The organism is Citrobacter sp. SX206 (assembly GCF_024181025.1).
Classification (GTDB): domain Bacteria; phylum Pseudomonadota; class Gammaproteobacteria; order Enterobacterales; family Enterobacteriaceae; genus Citrobacter; species Citrobacter youngae.
The window spans coordinates 931,619-949,334 of record NZ_CP049738.1 but is presented as its reverse complement, the minus strand read 5'-3'; the positions used below and the strand labels follow the sequence as shown (position 1 = coordinate 949,334).

The following is a 17,716-nucleotide window of genomic DNA, read 5'->3' as shown; positions in this document are numbered from 1 at the left end:
TGTACGAACATTTTGCATAACATACTCCCACAACCGACTCCGGGCAAGGACACCTGGCACAGATAGCTAAAGTCGCGCTTATTAAAAAATCACGCGTTACCCGCTATGATAGAGACCGATCGTTTGCCCGGAGTTCCCATGGAGTTACGAAATACCGCGTTTCACTTACTACGTCAGCTTTTTCAAAAGCATACGGCTCGCTGGCAGCATGCATTACCGGAACTGACCAAACCTCAGTACGCAGTGATGCGGGCCATCGCTGAACAGCCCGGCATTGAGCAGGTTACCCTGACCGAGGCTGCAGTCTGTACCAAGGCGACGCTTGCGGAAATGCTGAGCCGGATGGAAAAACGCAATCTGGTCAGGCGTGAGCACGACCCGGCGGATAAGCGTCGGCGGTTTGTTTATTTGACCGCGCAAGGAGAAGCGTTACTGGCCAGCGCAACCCCGTTGGGAGATAGCGTGGATGATGAGTTTCTGGGCCGACTTAGCGGGGAAGAGCGCGAACAGTTTACGCAGTTGGTGCGTAAGATGATGAACTGATTTGCCGGATGGCGACGTAAACGTCTTATCCGGCCCACAAAGCCCTGCTCTCCGTAGAGCCTGATAAACGCAGTGCCATCAGGCAACAAACAAAGAAAAAGGCCAGCCTCACCGAGACTGGCCTTTCTTGATAGAACTTGTGCTTACTCGCGGAACAGCGCTTCGATATTCAGCCCCTGTGTCTGCAGGATTTCACGCAGACGACGCAGGCCTTCAACCTGAATCTGACGAACACGTTCACGGGTCAGGCCAATTTCACGGCCCACATCTTCCAGTGTCGCAGCTTCGTACCCCAGCAGACCAAAACGACGTGCCAGCACCTCACGCTGTTTGGCGTTCAGTTCGAACAGCCATTTGACGATGCTCTGTTTCATATCATCGTCTTGCGTGGTGTCTTCCGGACCGTTTTCCTTTTCGTCGGCCAGAATATCCAGCAACGCTTTTTCGGAATCGCCACCCAGCGGGGTGTCTACCGAAGTAATGCGCTCGTTGAGTCGGAGCATACGGCTGACGTCATCAACCGGTTTATCCAGTTGTTCCGCAATCTCTTCTGCACTCGGTTCGTGGTCCAGTTTATGCGACAACTCACGCGCGGTACGCAGATAGACATTCAGCTCTTTTACAATGTGAATCGGCAGTCGGATCGTACGGGTTTGATTCATAATCGCCCGTTCGATCGTCTGGCGGATCCACCAGGTTGCGTATGTTGAGAAGCGGAACCCGCGCTCAGGGTCAAACTTCTCGACGGCACGGATAAGCCCCAGATTGCCCTCTTCAATCAGGTCCAGCAATGCCAGACCACGATTGCCATAACGACGAGCAATTTTCACCACCAGACGCAGGTTACTTTCAATCATGCGGCGGCGAGAAGCGACATCTCCACGCAGTGCGCGACGCGCAAAATAAACTTCTTCTTCGGCTGTTAACAGTGGCGAATAACCAATCTCACCAAGGTAAAGCTGAGTCGCGTCCAACACACGCTGTGTGGCCCCCTGCGATAACAGCTCTTCTTCAGCCAGGTCGTTATCACTGGGTTCCTCTTCACTCAAGGCTTTCTCATCAAAAGCCTCTACTCCGTTCTCATCAAATTCCGCATCTTCATTTAAATCATGAACTTTCAGCGTATTCTGACTCATAAGGTGGCTCCTACCCGTGATCCCTAACGGAACTAGCACGTGAAAGCCTGGTTCCGCCGAATTATCGCTGCGGTAAATAGCGCAGCGGGTTTACGGATTTCCCCTTGTAACGAATTTCAAAATGCAAGCGTGTAGAACTGGTTCCGGTGCTACCCATGGTAGCTATCTTCTGCCCCGCCTTGATTTCTTGTTGTTCCCGGACCAGCATTGTATCGTTATGGGCGTAGGCACTCAGGTAATCATCGTTGTGTTTGATGATAATAAGATTACCGTAACCACGCAGCGCATTACCGGCATACACGACGCGTCCATCTGCGGTCGCGACAATAGCCTGTCCTTTGCTGCCTGCAATGTCGATCCCTTTATTGCCACCTTCGGTAGCTGCGAAGTTTTCGATCACTTTGCCGTCAGTCGGCCAGCGCCAGGTAGAAATCGGCGAACTGGTAGAAGTTGAGCTTGCAGTCGATTCGGTTGCACTAACTGCCGGAGCCGTTACAGGCGCTGTGACGACGGTCCCAGCAGGCTTGTTGTTCGGCAACATTTTGTTAGCACTTTGTTCACCTGAATCCTCAGAATACGTAATTGTTGGTTTCGAAGCAACAGCAACGGTGGAATTTTGTGCAGGGTTGGTCACAACTCCTTGCTGTGCTGCATCCGCCTGGGTGATGGCATTACCACCGGTAATCGGTGCACCCGACGCGTTGCCCACTTGCAGAGTTTGTCCGACATTCAGGCCATACGGGGCCGGAACGTTATTGCGTTGTGCGAGGTCACGGAAATCGTTCCCGGTAATCCAGGCAATATAGAAAAGCGTGTCGCCTTTCTTAACAGTATAGGTACTGCCACCCGTATAGCTACCTTTCGGAATATTCCCATACTGACGATTGTACACAATCCGCCCGTTCTCCATCTGGACAGGCTGTTCTGCAACCGGCTGAACCTGTGTTGGCTGAGTCGCCGGGCGTTGCACCGGTTGGATCTGTGGCGTTTGTTGTACTGTCGCCGTTGATCCCATTTTTGGTGGAGGCGTGATCAGCATGCCGGAGCTGGTGTTCGATGATGCATTGCCGCCAACAGAGCTGACTGGCGCTGGTGGATTCGAGGTGTTTGAACAACCTGCCAGCCATAACGAAACCAGTGACAATGCCGCCATGCGGCGAACGGTAAATTTGTGGCTTCCCGCGCTCATTTATCCCCCAGGAAAATTTGGTTAATACCCAGTGACGTAATCACCGTGCAAGGCATCGGACTGGACACTGGAAAACGTGACCACGATACGCTTACTAATTCCAGAATATCCAGGAAAACTCCAGGTATTCAGCAGCGTTAGCTACGCCAGCTCCCCTTTGACTAAGGGAACAAAGCGTACGGCCTCCACGGTGTCGATAATAAATTCGCCTCCCCGACGACGCACCCGTTTCAAAAACTGGTGCTCATCGCCCACGGGCAAGACGAGAATGCCGCCTTCATCCAACTGCATCATCAATGCCGTTGGGATCTCCGGCGGTGCTGCCGTCACAATGATAGCGTCAAACGGCGCTCGCGCCTGCCAGCCTTGCCATCCATCACCATGACGGGTCGAAACATTATGTAAATCAAGCTGTTTCAGGCGACGACGCGCCTGCCATTGCAAACCTTTAATGCGCTCAACAGAGCACACGTGCTGCACCAGATGAGCCAGGATCGCCGTCTGGTAGCCAGAGCCGGTACCAATTTCCAGCACCCGAGACTGCGGTGTTAGCTCCAGCAGCTCGGTCATGCGAGCCACCATATAGGGCTGTGAGATGGTCTGCCCCTGACCAATCGGCAGGGCAATATTGTCCCAGGCCTTATGTTCAAACGCCTCATCAATGAATTTTTCACGCGGCACGGCGGCAAGTGCATCGAGAACAAGCTCATCTCTGATGCCCTGCGCACGTAATTGTTCAAGAAGAGTGTGTACGCGTCTGCTTACCATTGCGTGTCGGCTCCCACGCTGTCTAACCAGTCAGAAACCACCTCATGCGCGCCATATGCGGTTAAATCGACATGCAGCGGCGTGATGGAAACATAACCTTCATCAACGGCAGCAAAATCCGTATCCGGACCGGCATCGCATTTTTCGCCCGGTGGTCCGATCCAGTACAGCGTATTGCCGCGGGGGTCCTGCTGTGGAATCACCTGATCCGCCGGATGGCGGCTGCCGCAGCGGGTAACGCGAATACCTTTGATCTGATCCAGGGGTAAATCCGGCACGTTGATATTCAGAATGCGACCGGTGCGCAGCGGTTCGCGGCTTAACGCGCGTAAAATCCGGCAGGTTACTGCGGCAGCAGTATCGTAGTGTTTATGCCCATCGAGTGAGACCGCCAGCGCAGGGAACCCCAGATGACGACCTTCCATCGCCGCCGCCACGGTACCAGAATAGATAACATCATCACCCAGATTAGGACCCGCGTTAATACCAGAAACGACAATGTCCGGACGCGGACGCATTAATGCGTTCACGCCCAGATAGACGCAGTCGGTGGGTGTCCCCATTTGTACAGCGATATCGCCATTATCATAGGTAAACGTGCGAAGTGAAGACTCCAGCGTCAGCGAGTTAGACGCGCCACTGCGGTTACGATCCGGGGCAACCACCTGTACGTCAGCAAACTCACGCAGCGCTTTCGCCAGCGTTTGTATACCGGGCGCGTGGACCCCATCATCGTTACTCAGCAATATACGCATAATCACCCATTGTGTTAATAAGTTCCCTTACAACACTGGTGGCGAAGCTACCTGCCGGTAGCCAGAAGCGCAACTCAACGGTTACGTCATCCCACCAGTTCCAGCTTAATTGTTGTGGATACAGCAACATAGCGCGGCGCGACGCGTCGACTTTCTCGCGCAATAACAGAGACTGCAGCGCGGTTTCGTCAGCAATAGCGGCTTCTTCAAACGCCAGCGCATCGCGTTGAGTTCCCCACTCACCGCTGCCCGGCAATGCCGCTGTTATCATCAATTCTTTCTCATCGACGCGACGCTGTAATTCAGTTTGTTCTTCCTGTGTGGCGACAAACCAGCTTCCGCGTCCCGACAATTGTAGCGCATCGCCGTCAACAACTTGATTAAAGTCTGTTTTTTTCAGGCGTTCACTGACTATCTGATTAAACAACGCGCTACGGGCCGCCGACAACCAAAAACTGCGTTTATTGCGATCGCGCACCGGCGCATCGCTTTGCGCCCAGCGCAACGCCCCTTGCAGGTTGCTGCCGCCGATACCAAAACGCTGAGCGCCGAAATAGTTCGGTACGCCGCGCTCGCTAATCGCCTGTAAACGCGCTTCAACATCATCACGCTCGCTCACTTCACGCAACACCAGCGTAAACGCGTTGCCTTTCAGCGCCCCTAAACGCAGCTTACGCTTGTGGCGCGCGTACTCCAGCACTTTACAGCCTTCAAGCTCAAATTTGCTTAAATCAGGCATCGCATTGCCCGGTACACGCGCGCACAGCCACTGTTCCGTGACCGCATGCTTGTCTTTCTGGCCAGCAAAGCTAACTTCCCGGGCGTGAATTTTCAGGAATTTCGCCAGCGCGTCAGCGACAAAACGGGTGTTACAGCCGTTTTTCAGGATACGCACCAAAATGTGCTCGCCTTCGCCATCGGGTTCAAAGCCTAAATCTTCGACGACGACAAAGTCTTCCGGATTCGCTTTCAGAACGCCATGGCCCAGCGGTTTACCATGGAGATAGGTCAGGTCTTCAAACGCAGTCATTTCGTTGCCTTAATGAGTAACGCCACCGCTTCACAGGCAATCCCTTCCCCACGCCCGGTAAAACCGAGTTTTTCCGTGGTGGTCGCTTTCACGTTAACATCATCCATATGGCAGCCGAGGTCTTCGGCAATAAACACCCGCATTTGCGGAATGTGCGGCAGCATCTTCGGCGCCTGTGCAATAATCGTCACATCTACATTACCAAGCGTATAGCCTTTGGCCTGAATACGCCGCCAGGCTTCACGCAATAATTCACGACTATCTGCGCCTTTAAAGGCCGGGTCGGTGTCCGGGAATAGCTTACCGATATCCCCCAGCGCAGCCGCGCCCAGCAGAGCATCGGTTAGCGCGTGTAACGCAACATCACCATCAGAATGCGCCAGCAAACCTTTTTCATACGGAATGCGCACACCACCAATGATAATTGGGCCAACGCCGCCAAAAGCGTGTACGTCGAAACCGTGTCCAATTCGCATTATGTCTTCTCCTGGTATACACAACATCCTGCAGGCTGCCTCGTTGCAGCGTGAAGGATGAGGTGTCTAGATAGTTCGGGTCAGATAAAATTCCGCCAGCGCCAGATCTTCCGGGCGGGTGACTTTAATGTTGTCAGCGCGTCCTTCGACCAGCAGCGGATGAAAGCCGCAATATTCCAGTGCCGAAGCCTCATCCGTAATGGTTGCGCCTTCGTTGAGCGCTCGCGTCAGGCAGTCGTGCAACAGCTCGCGTGGGAAAAACTGCGGCGTCAACGCGTGCCATAAATCGGTGCGTTCGACCGTATGAGCAATCTCGGTCTTACCAGGCTCGGCACGTTTCATTGTGTCGCGTACGGGAGCCGCCAGGATACCGCCGATACGGCTGGCTTCACTTATTGCCAGTAAGCGGGCTAAATCATCCTGGTGCAGGCACGGACGTGCGGCATCATGCACCAGTACCCACTGAGCCTCCCCTGCGGCTTGCAAACCGGCAAGGACAGAATCAGCACGCTCGTTGCCGCCATCCACTACGGTAATTTGCGGGTGCGCAGCAAGTGGAAGTTGGGCAAAGCGACTGTCGCCTGGGCTGATAGCGATGACGACTCGCGTCACCCGGGGATGAGCCAGCAGCGCATCCACCGAGTGTTCAAGAATGGTTTTATTGCCAATAGAGAGATACTGCTTAGGACACTCTGTTTGCATTCGGCGGCCAAACCCGGCAGCCGGCACCACGGCGCAAACGTCCAATAAAGTGGCTGCCATGTTAAATCCCTGGACGGTTTATCGATTGTTTTGCCCTGCAGTCTGAGCACGTTTAGACGCGTCAGGCACCAGACGATAAAAGGTTTCGCCCGGCTTAGTCATACTGAGTTCGTTGCGCGCACGCTCCTCAATAGCCTCTTGTCCGCCATTGAGATCGTCAATTTCAGCAAAGAGCTGATCGTTACGCGCTTTAAGTTTCGCGTTTGTAGCTTGCTGCGCAGCAACATCATCGTTGACGCGACTATAGTCATGTATGCCGTTCTTACCGAACCACAGCGAATACTGCAGCCAGACTAATAAAGCCAGCAACAGCAGCGTTAGTTTACCCATCCTGCCCCCTGAAAAACGGCATTTACATCCCATAACTTCCGCAGACAACTTTACATCAACGGTCGGGAATGCCGCGACAACGCGGGCAAATGTACCACATTTGCCCGTTGTTACGTATACCCCGTGTAAGGAGAACATAATCTCATTGTTGGTTACGGTTTGAATTAGAGCTGCCGTTATGCGGCACCACTCACCATGAAAAAAGGGAAGTGAACCTAGCCCAGCAGCCACAGGAACAATGCGCCAAACATCGACCCGACCACCAGCAGGGTAAACGTAACGCTTAGCAGCAGCCGTCCCTGCATAAGCGAATGCAGGGCAATACCCGCCACAATGGCGACGGGCAGCAACGCGAGGAAAAAGGGCCAGGTATAAATGAAAAAAAACAGTGTATTAGGGCCATACATCAGACACGGGAATCCCAGCGCCAACAACCACGCAATAAAACCGACCACGGCCCCCGGTAGTGACCAGGTGGTTTCGTCGTCGGCGGCGAAGGTATCTGACTCTGTAATAGTAATGTTATGGCTGTTACGCATATCTAATCCTGTGACCGTGACTGACCGGGCATGTGAGCTCGGGTGTCTCAGGATCTGATAATATCTTCCTGCCTCAGCAGGTCTAATAATTGGGGTACCAAATTTGTTACCAATTGTTCACCATCAAGATGAATTTCTGGCGATTCAGGCGCTTCGTATACCGAATCAATGCCAGTAAAATTGCGCAACTCACCCGCCCGCGCTTTTTTATACAGCCCTTTTGGATCACGTGATTCACAGGTCGCCAGCGGCGTATCGACAAACACCTCTATAAAACGCCCTTCGCCAACCCGCTCACGAACCATTTTGCGCTCGGCGCGATGCGGTGAAATAAAGGCGGTCAACACCACAAGGCCCGCATCCACCATCAGGTTAGCCACCTCACCAACCCGACGAATATTCTCCTTACGATCGGCATCGCTAAATCCAAGATCGCTACACAGACCGTGGCGCACGTTATCGCCATCCAGCAGATAAGTGCTAACCCCCAGCTTGTGCAACGCTTCTTCCAGCGCTCCCGCCACCGTGGATTTACCCGAACCAGAGAGTCCGGTGAACCACAGCACAACACCACGATGCCCGTGGTGTTGCTCCCGCTGTTGCGGCGTAACAGGATGGGCATGCCAGACGACGTTTTCGTCATGCAGCGCCATTATTTTCCTCCCAGCAGATCGCGCGCACCCCAGTGTGGGAAATAGCGACGCACCAGCGCATTAAGCTCCAGCTCAAACGCGCTGAACTGGGATGTCGTGGCCTGCTCCTGGACGATCGGCTCGCGTACCAGTCCAGCCCCGACGGTAACGTTAGTCAGACGGTCAATGATAATCAGGCCGCCCGTGACCGGATTATGCTGATAGGTATCCAGCACCAGCGGTTCATCAAAGGTCAGATTAACCAGGCCGATGCCGTTTAGCGGCAGCGCTTCAACGTCACGTTGGGTAAGGTTATTAATATCGACCTGATACTCCACGCTATCAACACGCGCACGCGTCTTCTTGCCCGCCACTTTGATGTCATAGCTCAGCCCTGGCGACAACGGTTGTTCCGCCATCCACACCACATCAACGGCAGCGCTTTGTACCGCCGGCAACGCTTCACCGGCATCAAGTAACAGGTCGCCACGGCTGATATCGATCTCATCTTTCAGCACCAGGGTAATGGCTTCACCCGCGTGCGCTTCCTGCAAGTCGCCATCGAAGGTCACGATCCGCGCTACGCTGGACTCAACGCCGGACGGTAGCACTTTGACGCGCTGTCCCACCTTCACTCTACCGGAGGCCAACGTTCCGGCATAACCACGAAAATCAAGATTTGGGCGGTTCACATACTGCACCGGGAATCGCATCGGCTGAGTATCGACAACGCGCTGGATTTCAACAGTTTCAAGCACTTCCAGCAGCGTCGGGCCGCTGTACCACGGCATGCTGAAACTTTGCGACGCCACGTTGTCACCTTCCAGTGCTGAAAGCGGTACAAAACGGATATCCAGGTTGCCCGGCAACTGCTCTGCAAAGGTCAGATAATCTTCACGAATCCGGTTAAATGTCTCTTCGCTAAAATCCACCAGATCCATTTTGTTGATCGCAACGATCAGATGTTTTATTCCCAACAGCGTGGAGATAAAGCTGTGACGACGCGTCTGATCCAGCACGCCTTTACGTGCATCGATCAGCAGGATCGCCAGATCGCAGGTCGACGCACCGGTTGCCATATTGCGGGTGTACTGCTCATGGCCGGGGGTATCCGCAATGATAAATTTACGCTTCTCGGTAGAGAAATAACGGTAAGCCACGTCGATGGTGATGCCCTGCTCACGCTCGGCCTGCAAGCCATCAACCAACAGCGCCAGATCGAGCTTTTCGCCCTGGGTACCGTGACGTTTACTGTCATTGTGCAGCGATGAAAGCTGATCTTCGTAGATCTGTCGGGTATCATGCAACAAACGTCCAATCAGGGTACTTTTCCCGTCATCCACGCTACCGCAGGTTAAAAAGCGCAGCAGACTTTTGTGTTGCTGGGCAACCATCCAGGCTTCAACGCCGCCTTCATTAGCAATTTGTTGTGCAAGTGTCGTATTCATGGCGGCTCCTTAGAAATACCCCTGACGTTTCTTCAGCTCCATGGAGCCCGCCTGGTCGCGGTCAATCACGCGCCCCTGACGTTCACTGGTGGTTGAGACCAGCATCTCTTCGATAATTTCCGGCAGCGTCTGCGCGTCTGACTCCACCGCGCCAGTGAGCGGCCAGCAGCCGAGCGTGCGGAAACGCACCATGCGTTTTTTAATCACTTCACCGGGTTGCAGATCGATTCTGTCGTCATCAATCATCATCAACATGCCATCGCGCTCAAGCACCGGACGCTCTGCGGCAAGGTACAGCGGAACAATGTCGATGTTCTCCAGCCAGATGTACTGCCAGATATCCTGTTCCGTCCAGTTAGAGAGCGGGAATACGCGAATGCTTTCGCCTTTGTTAATCTGGCCGTTGTAGTTATGCCACAGCTCCGGACGCTGGTTTTTCGGGTCCCAGCGATGAAAACGATCGCGGAAGGAATAGATGCGCTCTTTCGCGCGCGATTTCTCTTCATCACGGCGCGCGCCACCGAATGCTGCGTCAAAACCGTATTTGTTCAGCGCCTGCTTCAACCCCTCGGTTTTCATAATGTCGGTATGCTTGGCGCTACCATGGACAAACGGGTTGATGCCCATCGCCACCCCTTCCGGGTTTTTATGCACCAGAAGTTCGCAGCCGTAGGCTTTTGCCGTACGGTCACGAAACTCATACATCTCGCTGAATTTCCAGCCGGTATCAACGTGTAGCAGAGGAAACGGCAGTGAACCAGGATAAAACGCTTTGCGCGCCAGATGCAGCATTACGCTGGAATCCTTGCCGATGGAATACATCATCACCGGATTCGAAAACTCGGCGGCCACCTCACGAATGATATGGATGCTCTCCGCTTCCAGTTGCCGCAGGTGGGTAAGTCGTTTTTGATCCATAACCGTTCCTATGTATTGCCGTTATTTTGCTAACGAAGTTCAGATAACCTGACTATAGGGAGGGCAAGAGAGCGAATGAAATTACGAATTGGAATGAGTAGTTCCTCAAAGGAATAACGATTTGGAAAAGCAAAGTTCAAAAAGTGCTTAAGCCGCCGGATTTCGGGCATTTAGGAGCAAATGAAATTGTTTTACCTCGATCACAGTTTCATACTAGCGGCTGAAAATTTCTGCTTGGTATTTAAGGACTCATTATGTTTTCCGCAACGCGCCACCTTATTGCTGCCATGGCGCTCGGCGCGTGTTTTATCCTTCCTGCACAGGCAACATCCTCCAGACCTGGAGATATCGCAAATACTCAGGCCCGATATATCGCAACATTCTTCCCTGGCCGCGTGACGGGCTCTCCGGCAGAAATGCTATCTGCTGATTATTTACGTCAGCAATTTCAGCAGATGGGCTATCGCAGTGATATTCGGACGTTTAATAGCCGTTATGTTTATACCGCCAAAGACAACCGTAAGAACTGGCATAACGTTACGGGCAGCACCGTCATTGCAGCGCATGAAGGCAAAGCGCCGCAGCAGATTATTATCATGGCGCACCTCGACACTTACGCCGCGCTGAGCGATGCCGATTCCGATGCTAATCTGGGCGGATTAACCTTACAGGGCATCGACGATAACGCCGCAGGTTTGGGTGTCATGCTGGAATTGGCTGAAAAACTTAAAAATGTGCCGACACAGTACGGCATTCGGTTTATCGCCACCAGCGGCGAGGAAGAAGGCAAACTCGGCGCAGAAAATATCCTCAAGCGCATGAGTGCGGCTGAGAAGAAAAATACGCTGCTGGTTATCAACCTCGATAACCTGATCGTCGGGGATAAGCTCTACTTCAATAGTGGGAAAAGAACCCCGGAAGCCGTACGAAAACTGACGCGCGACCGGGCGCTGGCAATTGCACACAGCCGCGGTATCGTCGCCAGTACCAACCCGGGCCTGAACAAAGACTATCCGAAAGGAACCGGATGTTGTAACGATGCCGAGGTCTTCGACAAAGCGGGAATCGCCGTGCTCTCGGTAGAAGCAACCAACTGGAACCTGGGTAAAAAAGACGGCTATCAGCAACGCGCTAAAACCGCCTCTTTCCCCGCAGGTAACAGCTGGCACGACGTGCGTCTGGACAACCAGCAGCATATTGATAAAGCGCTTCCAGGCCGGATTGAACATCGCAGCCGCGACGTCGTACGCATCATGCTGCCGCTGGTAAAAGAACTGGCGAAAGCAGGTAAATCCTGAAGAAGAAGCCCGGTAAAATGTAAACGTTACCGGGCTTTTAGCCGTTACCCTTCGTGCAGCCCGCACTCTCTTTTCAGCCCAAAGAACCGCGTCTCTTCTTCCGCCATCCCCGGCTCCCATTTGCGGGTGGTATGGGTATCGCCGACTGACAGATAGCCTTGATCCCACAGTGGATGATACTTCAGACCGTGTTTTTGCAGATACTGGTATACCGTACGGTTGTCCCAGTCGATAATCGGCAGCACTTTAAATACACCACGCTGAATAGCCAATACCGGTAAATGTGCACGGCTACCGGACTGTTCGCGGCGCAGACCCGCAAACCAGGTTTGTACATTCAGTTCTTTCAGCGCCCGGTTCATGGGTTCGACTTTGTTGATGTCATTGTATTTCTCAATGCCTTCGACGCCCTGTTCCCACAGCTTACCGTAGCGTGCCTCCTGCCAGGCGGCGCTCTCTTTCGCGCGATAAACCTGGAGATTCAGCTTGAGTTTGTCCGTTAACTCGTCAATAAACTGGTAGGTTTCCGGGAACAGATAACCGGTATCGGTCAGGATCACCGGGATATCCGGGCGAACCTGGTTCACCAGATGCAGGCTGACCGCCGCCTGAATACCGAAGCTTGATGACAGAACATATTCGCCGGGCAGGTTTTCCAGCGCCCACGCCACACGATCCTCGGCACTCAGTTTTTCCAGTTCGGCGTTGGTTTCTGCCAGTGCTAATACGCGTTCGACTTTCGGCAGTTCATTCAGCGTGTTTAGATCGAGTTTGGACATAAGTTCCTCGCTGTATGCCTTGCCTGATGGCGCTGCGCTTATCAGGCCTACCGTCTGCGTAGGCCTGATAAGGCATTTATGCCGCCATCCGGCAATTCATGTTATTCCCAGAAATCACGCGCTGGATCGAGCACCGGGCGAATGATGCCCGCACGCACCGTAAAGTCGCCGAAGCCTTCACCCGCTTCACGCTCTTTCGCCCAGCGCCCAACCAGTTCGTCAACGGCGTCGAGAATTTCCGATTCCGTAATGTTTTCGCGATACATACGCGGAATACGTGTTCCCATGCGGTTACCGCCCAGGTGCACGTTGTAGCGCCCCGGCGCTTTGCCCACCAGCCCCAGCTCGGCCAGCATTGCGCGGCCACAGCCGTTCGGGCATCCCGTCACACGCATCACAATATGCTCGTCAGGAATGCCGTGTTTTTCCAGAATCGCTTCCACTTTGTCGGTGAACGACGGCAGGAAACGCTCGGCTTCGGCCATCGCCAGCGGACAGGTCGGGAACGACACGCAGGCCATCGAGTTTTCACGCTGCGGTTTCACCGAATTCATCAGCCCATGATCGCGCGCCAGCTTCTCTACCTTCGCTTTCTGGCTTTCCGGTACACCGGCAATAATCAGGTTCTGGTTAGCGGTAATACGGAAATCGCCTTTGTGGATCTTCGCGATCTCCAACAGGCCGGTTTTCAGCGGACGGCCCGGGTAATCCAGAATACGGCCATTTTCAATAAACAGCGTCAGATGCCAGTTATTGTCGATCCCTTTCACCCAACCAATCCTGTCGCCACGACCGGTGAACTCGTATGGGCGGATCGGCTCAAATTTGATCCCCGCACGACGCTCCACTTCCTCTTTGAACGTGTCGATACCAACGCGTTCAAGGGTGTATTTGGTTTTAGCGTTTTTACGGTCGGTACGGTTGCCCCAGTCACGCTGCGTCGTCACCACCGCTTCCGCCACCGCCAGCGTGTGTTCAAGCGGCAGATAGCCAAATTCGCTCGCCGTACGGGCGTAGGTTTTCTTATTGCCATGCTCAATCGACAAACCACCGCCGACCAACAGATTAAAGCCTACCAGCTTGCCGTTTTCGGCAATCGCCACGAAATTCATATCGTTGGCGTGCAGATCGATATCGTTCTGCGGTGGGATCACGACCGTGGTTTTAAACTTACGCGGCAGATAGGTTTGACCGAGGATCGGCTCCTCGTCTGTGGTCGCGACTTTTTCCTGATCAAGCCAGATCTCTGCATAGGCGCGGGTGCGCGGCAGCAGATGTTCGGAGATCTTTTTCGCCCACTCGTAGGCTTCGGCGTGCAGCTCAGATTCATACGGGTTGGAGGTGCACAGCACGTTACGGTTCATATCGTTGGCGGTCGCCAGTGCGTCCAGCCCCACCGAATGCAGCATCTGGTGTACCGGCTTCACGTTCTTCTTCAGAATGCCATGGAACTGAAAGGTCTGACGGTTGGTCAGACGAATACTGCCGTAAATGGTGTTATCAGCGGCAAATTTGTCGATGGCCTTCCACTGGGTTGGGGTGATCACCCCGCCCGGCAGACGGCAGCGCAGCAGCATCGCGTGGCGCGGCTCCAGCTTCTGCTCGGCACGTTCGGCGCGAATATCGCGGTCGTCCTGCTGGTACATGCCGTGGAAACGGATCAGCAGGAAGTTATCGCCGTGGAAGCCGCCGGTCAGACCGTCGTTCAGGTCTTCCGCGATGGTGCCGCGCAGGAAATTACTTTCACGCTTCATGCGCTCGGCGTCAGTCAGTTTGCCTTCGACCACTAAAGGCCCTGGGTATTTTTCGCTCATTAGTAGACATCTCGCTGATAACGGCGCTCAACGCGCAGCTCACTTAAAAATTCATCCGCCGCTTCGATGTCCATTGCACCGAATTCAGCAATCACTTCCAGCAATGCCTGCTCAACGTCTTTCGCCATGCGATTAGCGTCGCCGCAGACATAAATGTGGGCACCGTCATTGATCCAGCGCCACAGTTCCGCGCCCTGTTGGCGCAGTTTGTCTTGTACGTAGATTTTTTCTTTTTGATCGCGAGACCAGGCCAGGTCAATTCGGCTCAACACGCCCTCTTTGACGTAGCGCTGCCATTCCACCTGATACAGGAAATCCTCGGTGAAGTGCGGGTTGCCGAAGAACAACCAGTTTTTACCTTCTGCGCCATCGGCAGCACGCTGCTGCATAAAGGCACGGAACGGTGCGATACCGGTACCCGGGCCAATCATGATAACCGGCGTCTGCGGGTTCGCCGGCAGGCGGAAGTTGTCGTTATGTTCGATGAAGACGCGAACTTCGCCCTCTTCTTCCACACGATCGGCGAGGAAGCTGGAGGCACCACCGGCGCGGGCGCGGCCTTCAATGTCGTAACGCACGACGCCAACAGTCACGTGCACTTCACTTTCGACTTCCGCCTGGGAGGAAGCAATGGAGTACAAACGCGGGGTCAGCGGGCGCAGAAGATCAACTAACGCCTGAGCGTCCAGTTGTGCCGGGGAGAAACGCACCATATCGACGATTGGCGTGGTGGCGGCGTAATGCTGCAACTGCGCTTTATCGCCCACCAGCGGCAGCAGCGATTCACTGCGCGTTAGCGTGGCGTAGTTTTCCACGATATTGGCGGTGTTGACCGTCAGCTCAAAGTGCCACTGTAAGGCTTCCGCCAGCGGCAGCGTTTTGCCATTAACCGTGACCGGTTCATCACCCTTCAGCCACAGCAGCTCTGCCAGCTCTTTAACCAGCGCAGGATCGTTCTGATACCACACGCCCAGCGCGTCGCCCGGCTGGTAGCGCAGGCCGGAATCGCCGAGATCGATTTCGATATGGCGCACATCTTTTAGCGAGTCGCGACCGGTGATTTTCTGATTCACCGCAAGTGACGCCGCCAGCGGCGCTTCTTTGGTATACGGGCTGGTGTGTACTTCGTTTACCGCACCACTCGCAGCAACTTGCACAGACGGTGCAGACGGCGCACGCGCTTTCAGAACCTCAACCAGACGCTCACGCCACTGCGCGGCAGCGGCCTGGTATTCGACATCCGCATCCACCCGATCCAGCAGGCGCTCGCCGCCCAGTTCCGCCAGCCTGCTGTCGAAATCTTTCCCCGCCTTACAGAAGAACTCATAGGAGGTATCGCCCAAACCAAACACGGCAAAAGCGGTGTTCTCAAGCTTCGGCGCTTTTTTCGAAAACAGGAATTTATGCAGCGCCACGGCTTCTTCCGCCGGCTCACCTTCCCCTTGCGTCGACGCCACCACGATCAGTAATTTTTCATTGGCGATTTGTTTGAATTTATAGTCGCCAGCGTTGATCAGAGTAACGTTGAGCTTCGCAGCGATCAAATCATCGCGCAGGGCTTCCGCCACACGACGCGCATTACCGGTTTGCGAGGCGGAGATAAGCGTAATACCGGGCATTTCAGCAGCAGGCGCAGGGGCCGCCGCATTGCTGCCAGGCTGCTGATTCAGCACGCCCCAGAAATAGCCAGAAACCCACGCGAGCTGTGCGGGAGTGAAGTCAGTCGTGGCTGCCTGAAGGCGTGCCAGTTGCTCCGGATTTAGCGGTAGCAAAGCGGAAGGTGGGGCCTGTGTCGTCATGCGTTGTCATGTTCCAGTAAGCAAAGCGGATTTCAGCAATAAAACCCAAACTGAAGATAAGGTTAACGGCGGGGATAGTAACAATTAAAGAAGGGATAGAAATAACAAATAACCAAATGGACTAACCTGTTTTAGTTATAGTCATTAACGACAAAAACGATTTAATAACTATATGATATATAAATAGTTATCAAACATTAACAGCGTAAATATGACGTTCTGATGCTTAGCGCCCTTTTAACTAATGATAAAAATTGTACTTTACGGTACCCTACGGCGGTTTTTCGCATTCTTGAGAGTAAAAAATGTCCACCACCTTGTTTAAAGATTTCACCTTCGAAGCCGCTCACCGCCTGCCGCATGTACCAGAAGGGCATAAATGTGGCCGCCTGCATGGTCACTCATTTATGGTGCGTCTTGAAATTACCGGTGAAGTCGATCCGCATACCGGTTGGATCATGGATTTTTCTGAGTTAAAAGCGGCGTTTAAGCCGACCTACGACAGACTCGATCACTACTATCTGAACGATATTCCGGGCCTCGAAAACCCAACCAGTGAAGTGCTGGCAAAATGGATTTGGGAGCAGGTTAAACCGGTGGTTCCACTGCTGAGCGCAGTAATGGTAAAAGAAACCTGCACAGCAGGCTGCGTGTATCGCGGCGAGTGATCCCGACCTTGCCGGATGGCGACGCACCGCGACTGATCCCGGCCTACCTTATTAGCAAGCGTAGGCCGGACAAGCGAAGCGCCCCGGCAAAACTTATCAGGCAATATTCAGATATTTGTGGGTTTGCATCGACAAACGCCAGTTACGCGCAATACAGGTATCAATACACAAACGCGTCGCATCTTCTTTCTGACTGATTGGCTGTAGAGCGATGATGCGTGGTTTTTCGTCGCTCAACGTGGCCAACAGTTCATCCAGTGCTTCAATATCGCGAACGCGACCAACCGGATGTTTGATTTCATTCGCGCGCTCCAGTGCCTGCGACAGCACATCATAACCGCCGCGCATATTTACCTTCGGCGATACGGTCACCCAGGTATTCGGCGTACAGCGCACTTCATGGGTGCCGCTGGTTTCAATCTGGCAGCTAAAGCCGTTCTTTTCCAGCAGGTCAGTCAACGGCATCAGATCATGAATGCAGGGCTCACCACCGGTTATCACCACATGACGGGCGGTATAGCCCTGACGCTGAATAACAGCCAGCAGATCTTCACTGCTCGCCGCACCCCATTTATCACTCTCTTTCGTCTTAGCCAGGATGCTGTACAGGGAGACTTCCCGATCCTCAAGCTTATCCCAGGTGTGTTTGGTATCGCACCAGGCACAGCCAACCGGGCATCCCTGTAAACGAATAAAAATGGCGGGGACGCCGGTAAAGTAACCCTCACCTTGCAGGGTCTGGAACATCTCGTTAATCGGGTACTGCATAGTCATCTCTGTTTAGGGTTATGGACGCGTATTATTGCAGATTTGCACGCTCAGGTCTTGCCCC

19 protein-coding genes are annotated in these 17,716 nt (G+C 53.7%); 3 read left to right on the top strand and 16 right to left on the bottom strand.

Annotated features, from left to right (window positions below; translation table 11 throughout):
* Positions 1-138: 138 nt before the first annotated feature.
* Positions 139-543: a MarR family winged helix-turn-helix transcriptional regulator gene (locus G8S19_RS04575; protein WP_048213054.1), complete on the top strand. Its 405-nt coding sequence runs from the start codon at positions 139-141 to the stop codon at positions 541-543.
* 143 nt (positions 544-686) lie between these two features.
* Here the strand turns inward: G8S19_RS04575 and rpoS are convergent, their stop codons facing one another.
* The 12 genes from rpoS to cysD all read right to left on the bottom strand — a co-directional run bounded on the left by rpoS (position 687) and on the right by cysD (position 10,526).
* Positions 687-1,679 carry an RNA polymerase sigma factor RpoS gene (gene rpoS / locus G8S19_RS04570; protein WP_000081498.1) on the bottom strand — a complete coding sequence of 331 codons (993 nt, stop codon included), beginning with the start codon at positions 1,677-1,679 and terminating at the stop codon, positions 687-689.
* A 61-nt stretch (positions 1,680-1,740) separates the two neighbouring features.
* Entirely contained in the window at positions 1,741-2,823 is a 1,083-nt protein-coding gene (gene nlpD / locus G8S19_RS04565) for a murein hydrolase activator NlpD (protein ID WP_306308092.1), read from the bottom strand.
* Positions 2,824-3,009: 186 nt separating this feature from the next.
* The gene (gene pcm, locus G8S19_RS04560) at positions 3,010-3,636 is read right to left on the bottom strand and encodes a protein-L-isoaspartate O-methyltransferase (RefSeq protein ID WP_101741643.1); all 627 of its coding nucleotides are present in this window, start codon (positions 3,634-3,636) and stop codon (positions 3,010-3,012) included.
* Entirely contained in the window at positions 3,630-4,391 is a 762-nt protein-coding gene (gene surE, locus G8S19_RS04555) for a 5'/3'-nucleotidase SurE (protein WP_003825728.1), read from the bottom strand. The genes pcm and surE overlap by 7 nt, the downstream gene beginning before the upstream one ends.
* Positions 4,372-5,421 (bottom strand): tRNA pseudouridine(13) synthase TruD, encoded by a 1,050-nt coding sequence (gene truD, locus G8S19_RS04550; protein WP_253686159.1) that lies wholly within the window; start codon positions 5,419-5,421, stop codon positions 4,372-4,374. Before truD ends, surE begins: the two co-directional genes overlap by 20 nt.
* Positions 5,418-5,897 (bottom strand): 2-C-methyl-D-erythritol 2,4-cyclodiphosphate synthase, encoded by a 480-nt coding sequence (ispF, locus tag G8S19_RS04545; RefSeq protein ID WP_003034167.1) that lies wholly within the window; start codon positions 5,895-5,897, stop codon positions 5,418-5,420. Before ispF ends, truD begins: the two co-directional genes overlap by 4 nt.
* 66 nt (positions 5,898-5,963) lie before the next feature.
* Complete coding sequence (gene ispD / locus G8S19_RS04540) at positions 5,964-6,659, bottom strand: 2-C-methyl-D-erythritol 4-phosphate cytidylyltransferase (RefSeq protein WP_048213058.1); 696 nt, start codon at positions 6,657-6,659, stop codon at positions 5,964-5,966.
* Between the two features lie 18 nt (positions 6,660-6,677).
* The gene (gene ftsB / locus G8S19_RS04535) at positions 6,678-6,989 is read right to left on the bottom strand and encodes a cell division protein FtsB (RefSeq protein WP_003034163.1); all 312 of its coding nucleotides are present in this window, start codon (positions 6,987-6,989) and stop codon (positions 6,678-6,680) included.
* 215 nt (positions 6,990-7,204) lie between these two features.
* Positions 7,205-7,528: a DUF3561 family protein gene (locus G8S19_RS04530; protein WP_048213060.1), complete on the bottom strand. Its 324-nt coding sequence runs from the start codon at positions 7,526-7,528 to the stop codon at positions 7,205-7,207.
* 47 nt (positions 7,529-7,575) lie between these two features.
* On the bottom strand, positions 7,576-8,181 hold the full coding sequence (gene cysC / locus G8S19_RS04525) for an adenylyl-sulfate kinase (protein ID WP_048213061.1): 606 nt from the start codon (positions 8,179-8,181) through the stop codon (positions 7,576-7,578).
* Positions 8,181-9,608, bottom strand: a complete 1,428-nt coding sequence (cysN, locus tag G8S19_RS04520; RefSeq protein WP_253686157.1) for a sulfate adenylyltransferase subunit CysN — start codon at positions 9,606-9,608, stop codon at positions 8,181-8,183. Before cysN ends, cysC begins: the two co-directional genes overlap by 1 nt.
* 9 nt (positions 9,609-9,617) lie before the next feature.
* The gene (gene cysD / locus G8S19_RS04515; RefSeq protein WP_005130891.1) at positions 9,618-10,526 is read right to left on the bottom strand and encodes a sulfate adenylyltransferase subunit CysD; all 909 of its coding nucleotides are present in this window, start codon (positions 10,524-10,526) and stop codon (positions 9,618-9,620) included.
* 254 nt (positions 10,527-10,780) lie between these two features.
* On the opposite strand from cysD, the gene G8S19_RS04510 reads away from it, so the two are divergent.
* On the top strand, positions 10,781-11,824 hold the full coding sequence (locus tag G8S19_RS04510) for an aminopeptidase (protein WP_061068477.1): 1,044 nt from the start codon (positions 10,781-10,783) through the stop codon (positions 11,822-11,824).
* A gap of 44 nt (positions 11,825-11,868) precedes the next feature.
* On the opposite strand, the gene cysH is transcribed toward G8S19_RS04510, so the two are convergent.
* The 3 genes from cysH to cysJ form a co-directional block, all read right to left on the bottom strand.
* Entirely contained in the window at positions 11,869-12,603 is a 735-nt protein-coding gene (gene cysH / locus G8S19_RS04505; protein WP_048213065.1) for a phosphoadenosine phosphosulfate reductase, read from the bottom strand.
* A gap of 101 nt (positions 12,604-12,704) precedes the next feature.
* Positions 12,705-14,417, bottom strand: a complete 1,713-nt coding sequence (gene cysI / locus G8S19_RS04500) for an assimilatory sulfite reductase (NADPH) hemoprotein subunit (RefSeq protein ID WP_199969748.1) — start codon at positions 14,415-14,417, stop codon at positions 12,705-12,707.
* A complete protein-coding gene (cysJ, locus tag G8S19_RS04495; protein WP_253686155.1) occupies positions 14,417-16,216 on the bottom strand; it encodes an NADPH-dependent assimilatory sulfite reductase flavoprotein subunit in 1,800 nt (599 codons plus the stop codon). Before cysJ ends, cysI begins: the two co-directional genes overlap by 1 nt.
* Positions 16,217-16,521: 305 nt before the next feature.
* On the opposite strand from cysJ, the gene queD reads away from it, so the two are divergent.
* Positions 16,522-16,884, top strand: a complete 363-nt coding sequence (gene queD, locus G8S19_RS04490; RefSeq protein WP_048213068.1) for a 6-carboxytetrahydropterin synthase QueD — start codon at positions 16,522-16,524, stop codon at positions 16,882-16,884.
* Between the two features lie 96 nt (positions 16,885-16,980).
* On the opposite strand, the gene queE is transcribed toward queD, so the two are convergent.
* Positions 16,981-17,652, bottom strand: coding sequence for a 7-carboxy-7-deazaguanine synthase QueE (gene queE / locus G8S19_RS04485; protein ID WP_048213069.1), 672 nt, complete (start codon positions 17,650-17,652; stop codon positions 16,981-16,983).
* Between the last annotated feature and the right edge of the window lie 64 nt (positions 17,653-17,716).

Excerpts from the sequence above, each read along its gene's own strand:
- surE (WP_003825728.1), bottom strand. The coding sequence starts at position 4,391 with ATGCGTATATTGCTGAGTAACGATGATGGGGTCCACGCGCCCGGTATA.
- queE (WP_048213069.1), bottom strand. The coding sequence starts at position 17,652 with ATGCAGTACCCGATTAACGAGATGTTCCAGACCCTGCAAGGTGAGGGT.
- truD (WP_253686159.1), bottom strand. The coding sequence starts at position 5,421 with ATGACTGCGTTTGAAGACCTGACCTATCTCCATGGTAAACCGCTGGGC.
- rpoS (WP_000081498.1), bottom strand. The coding sequence starts at position 1,679 with ATGAGTCAGAATACGCTGAAAGTTCATGATTTAAATGAAGATGCGGAA.
- cysN (WP_253686157.1), bottom strand. The coding sequence starts at position 9,608 with ATGAATACGACACTTGCACAACAAATTGCTAATGAAGGCGGCGTTGAA.
- ftsB (WP_003034163.1), bottom strand. The coding sequence starts at position 6,989 with ATGGGTAAACTAACGCTGCTGTTGCTGGCTTTATTAGTCTGGCTGCAG.
- cysI (WP_199969748.1), bottom strand. The coding sequence starts at position 14,417 with ATGAGCGAAAAATACCCAGGGCCTTTAGTGGTCGAAGGCAAACTGACT.
- cysJ (WP_253686155.1), bottom strand. The coding sequence starts at position 16,216 with ATGACGACACAGGCCCCACCTTCCGCTTTGCTACCGCTAAATCCGGAG.
- cysC (WP_048213061.1), bottom strand. The coding sequence starts at position 8,181 with ATGGCGCTGCATGACGAAAACGTCGTCTGGCATGCCCATCCTGTTACG.
- queD (WP_048213068.1), top strand. The coding sequence starts at position 16,522 with ATGTCCACCACCTTGTTTAAAGATTTCACCTTCGAAGCCGCTCACCGC.
- G8S19_RS04575 (WP_048213054.1), top strand. The coding sequence starts at position 139 with ATGGAGTTACGAAATACCGCGTTTCACTTACTACGTCAGCTTTTTCAA.
- G8S19_RS04510 (WP_061068477.1), top strand. The coding sequence starts at position 10,781 with ATGTTTTCCGCAACGCGCCACCTTATTGCTGCCATGGCGCTCGGCGCG.
- pcm (WP_101741643.1), bottom strand. The coding sequence starts at position 3,636 with ATGGTAAGCAGACGCGTACACACTCTTCTTGAACAATTACGTGCGCAG.
- ispD (WP_048213058.1), bottom strand. The coding sequence starts at position 6,659 with ATGGCAGCCACTTTATTGGACGTTTGCGCCGTGGTGCCGGCTGCCGGG.
- G8S19_RS04530 (WP_048213060.1), bottom strand. The coding sequence starts at position 7,528 with ATGCGTAACAGCCATAACATTACTATTACAGAGTCAGATACCTTCGCC.
- cysD (WP_005130891.1), bottom strand. The coding sequence starts at position 10,526 with ATGGATCAAAAACGACTTACCCACCTGCGGCAACTGGAAGCGGAGAGC.
- cysH (WP_048213065.1), bottom strand. The coding sequence starts at position 12,603 with ATGTCCAAACTCGATCTAAACACGCTGAATGAACTGCCGAAAGTCGAA.
- ispF (WP_003034167.1), bottom strand. The coding sequence starts at position 5,897 with ATGCGAATTGGACACGGTTTCGACGTACACGCTTTTGGCGGCGTTGGC.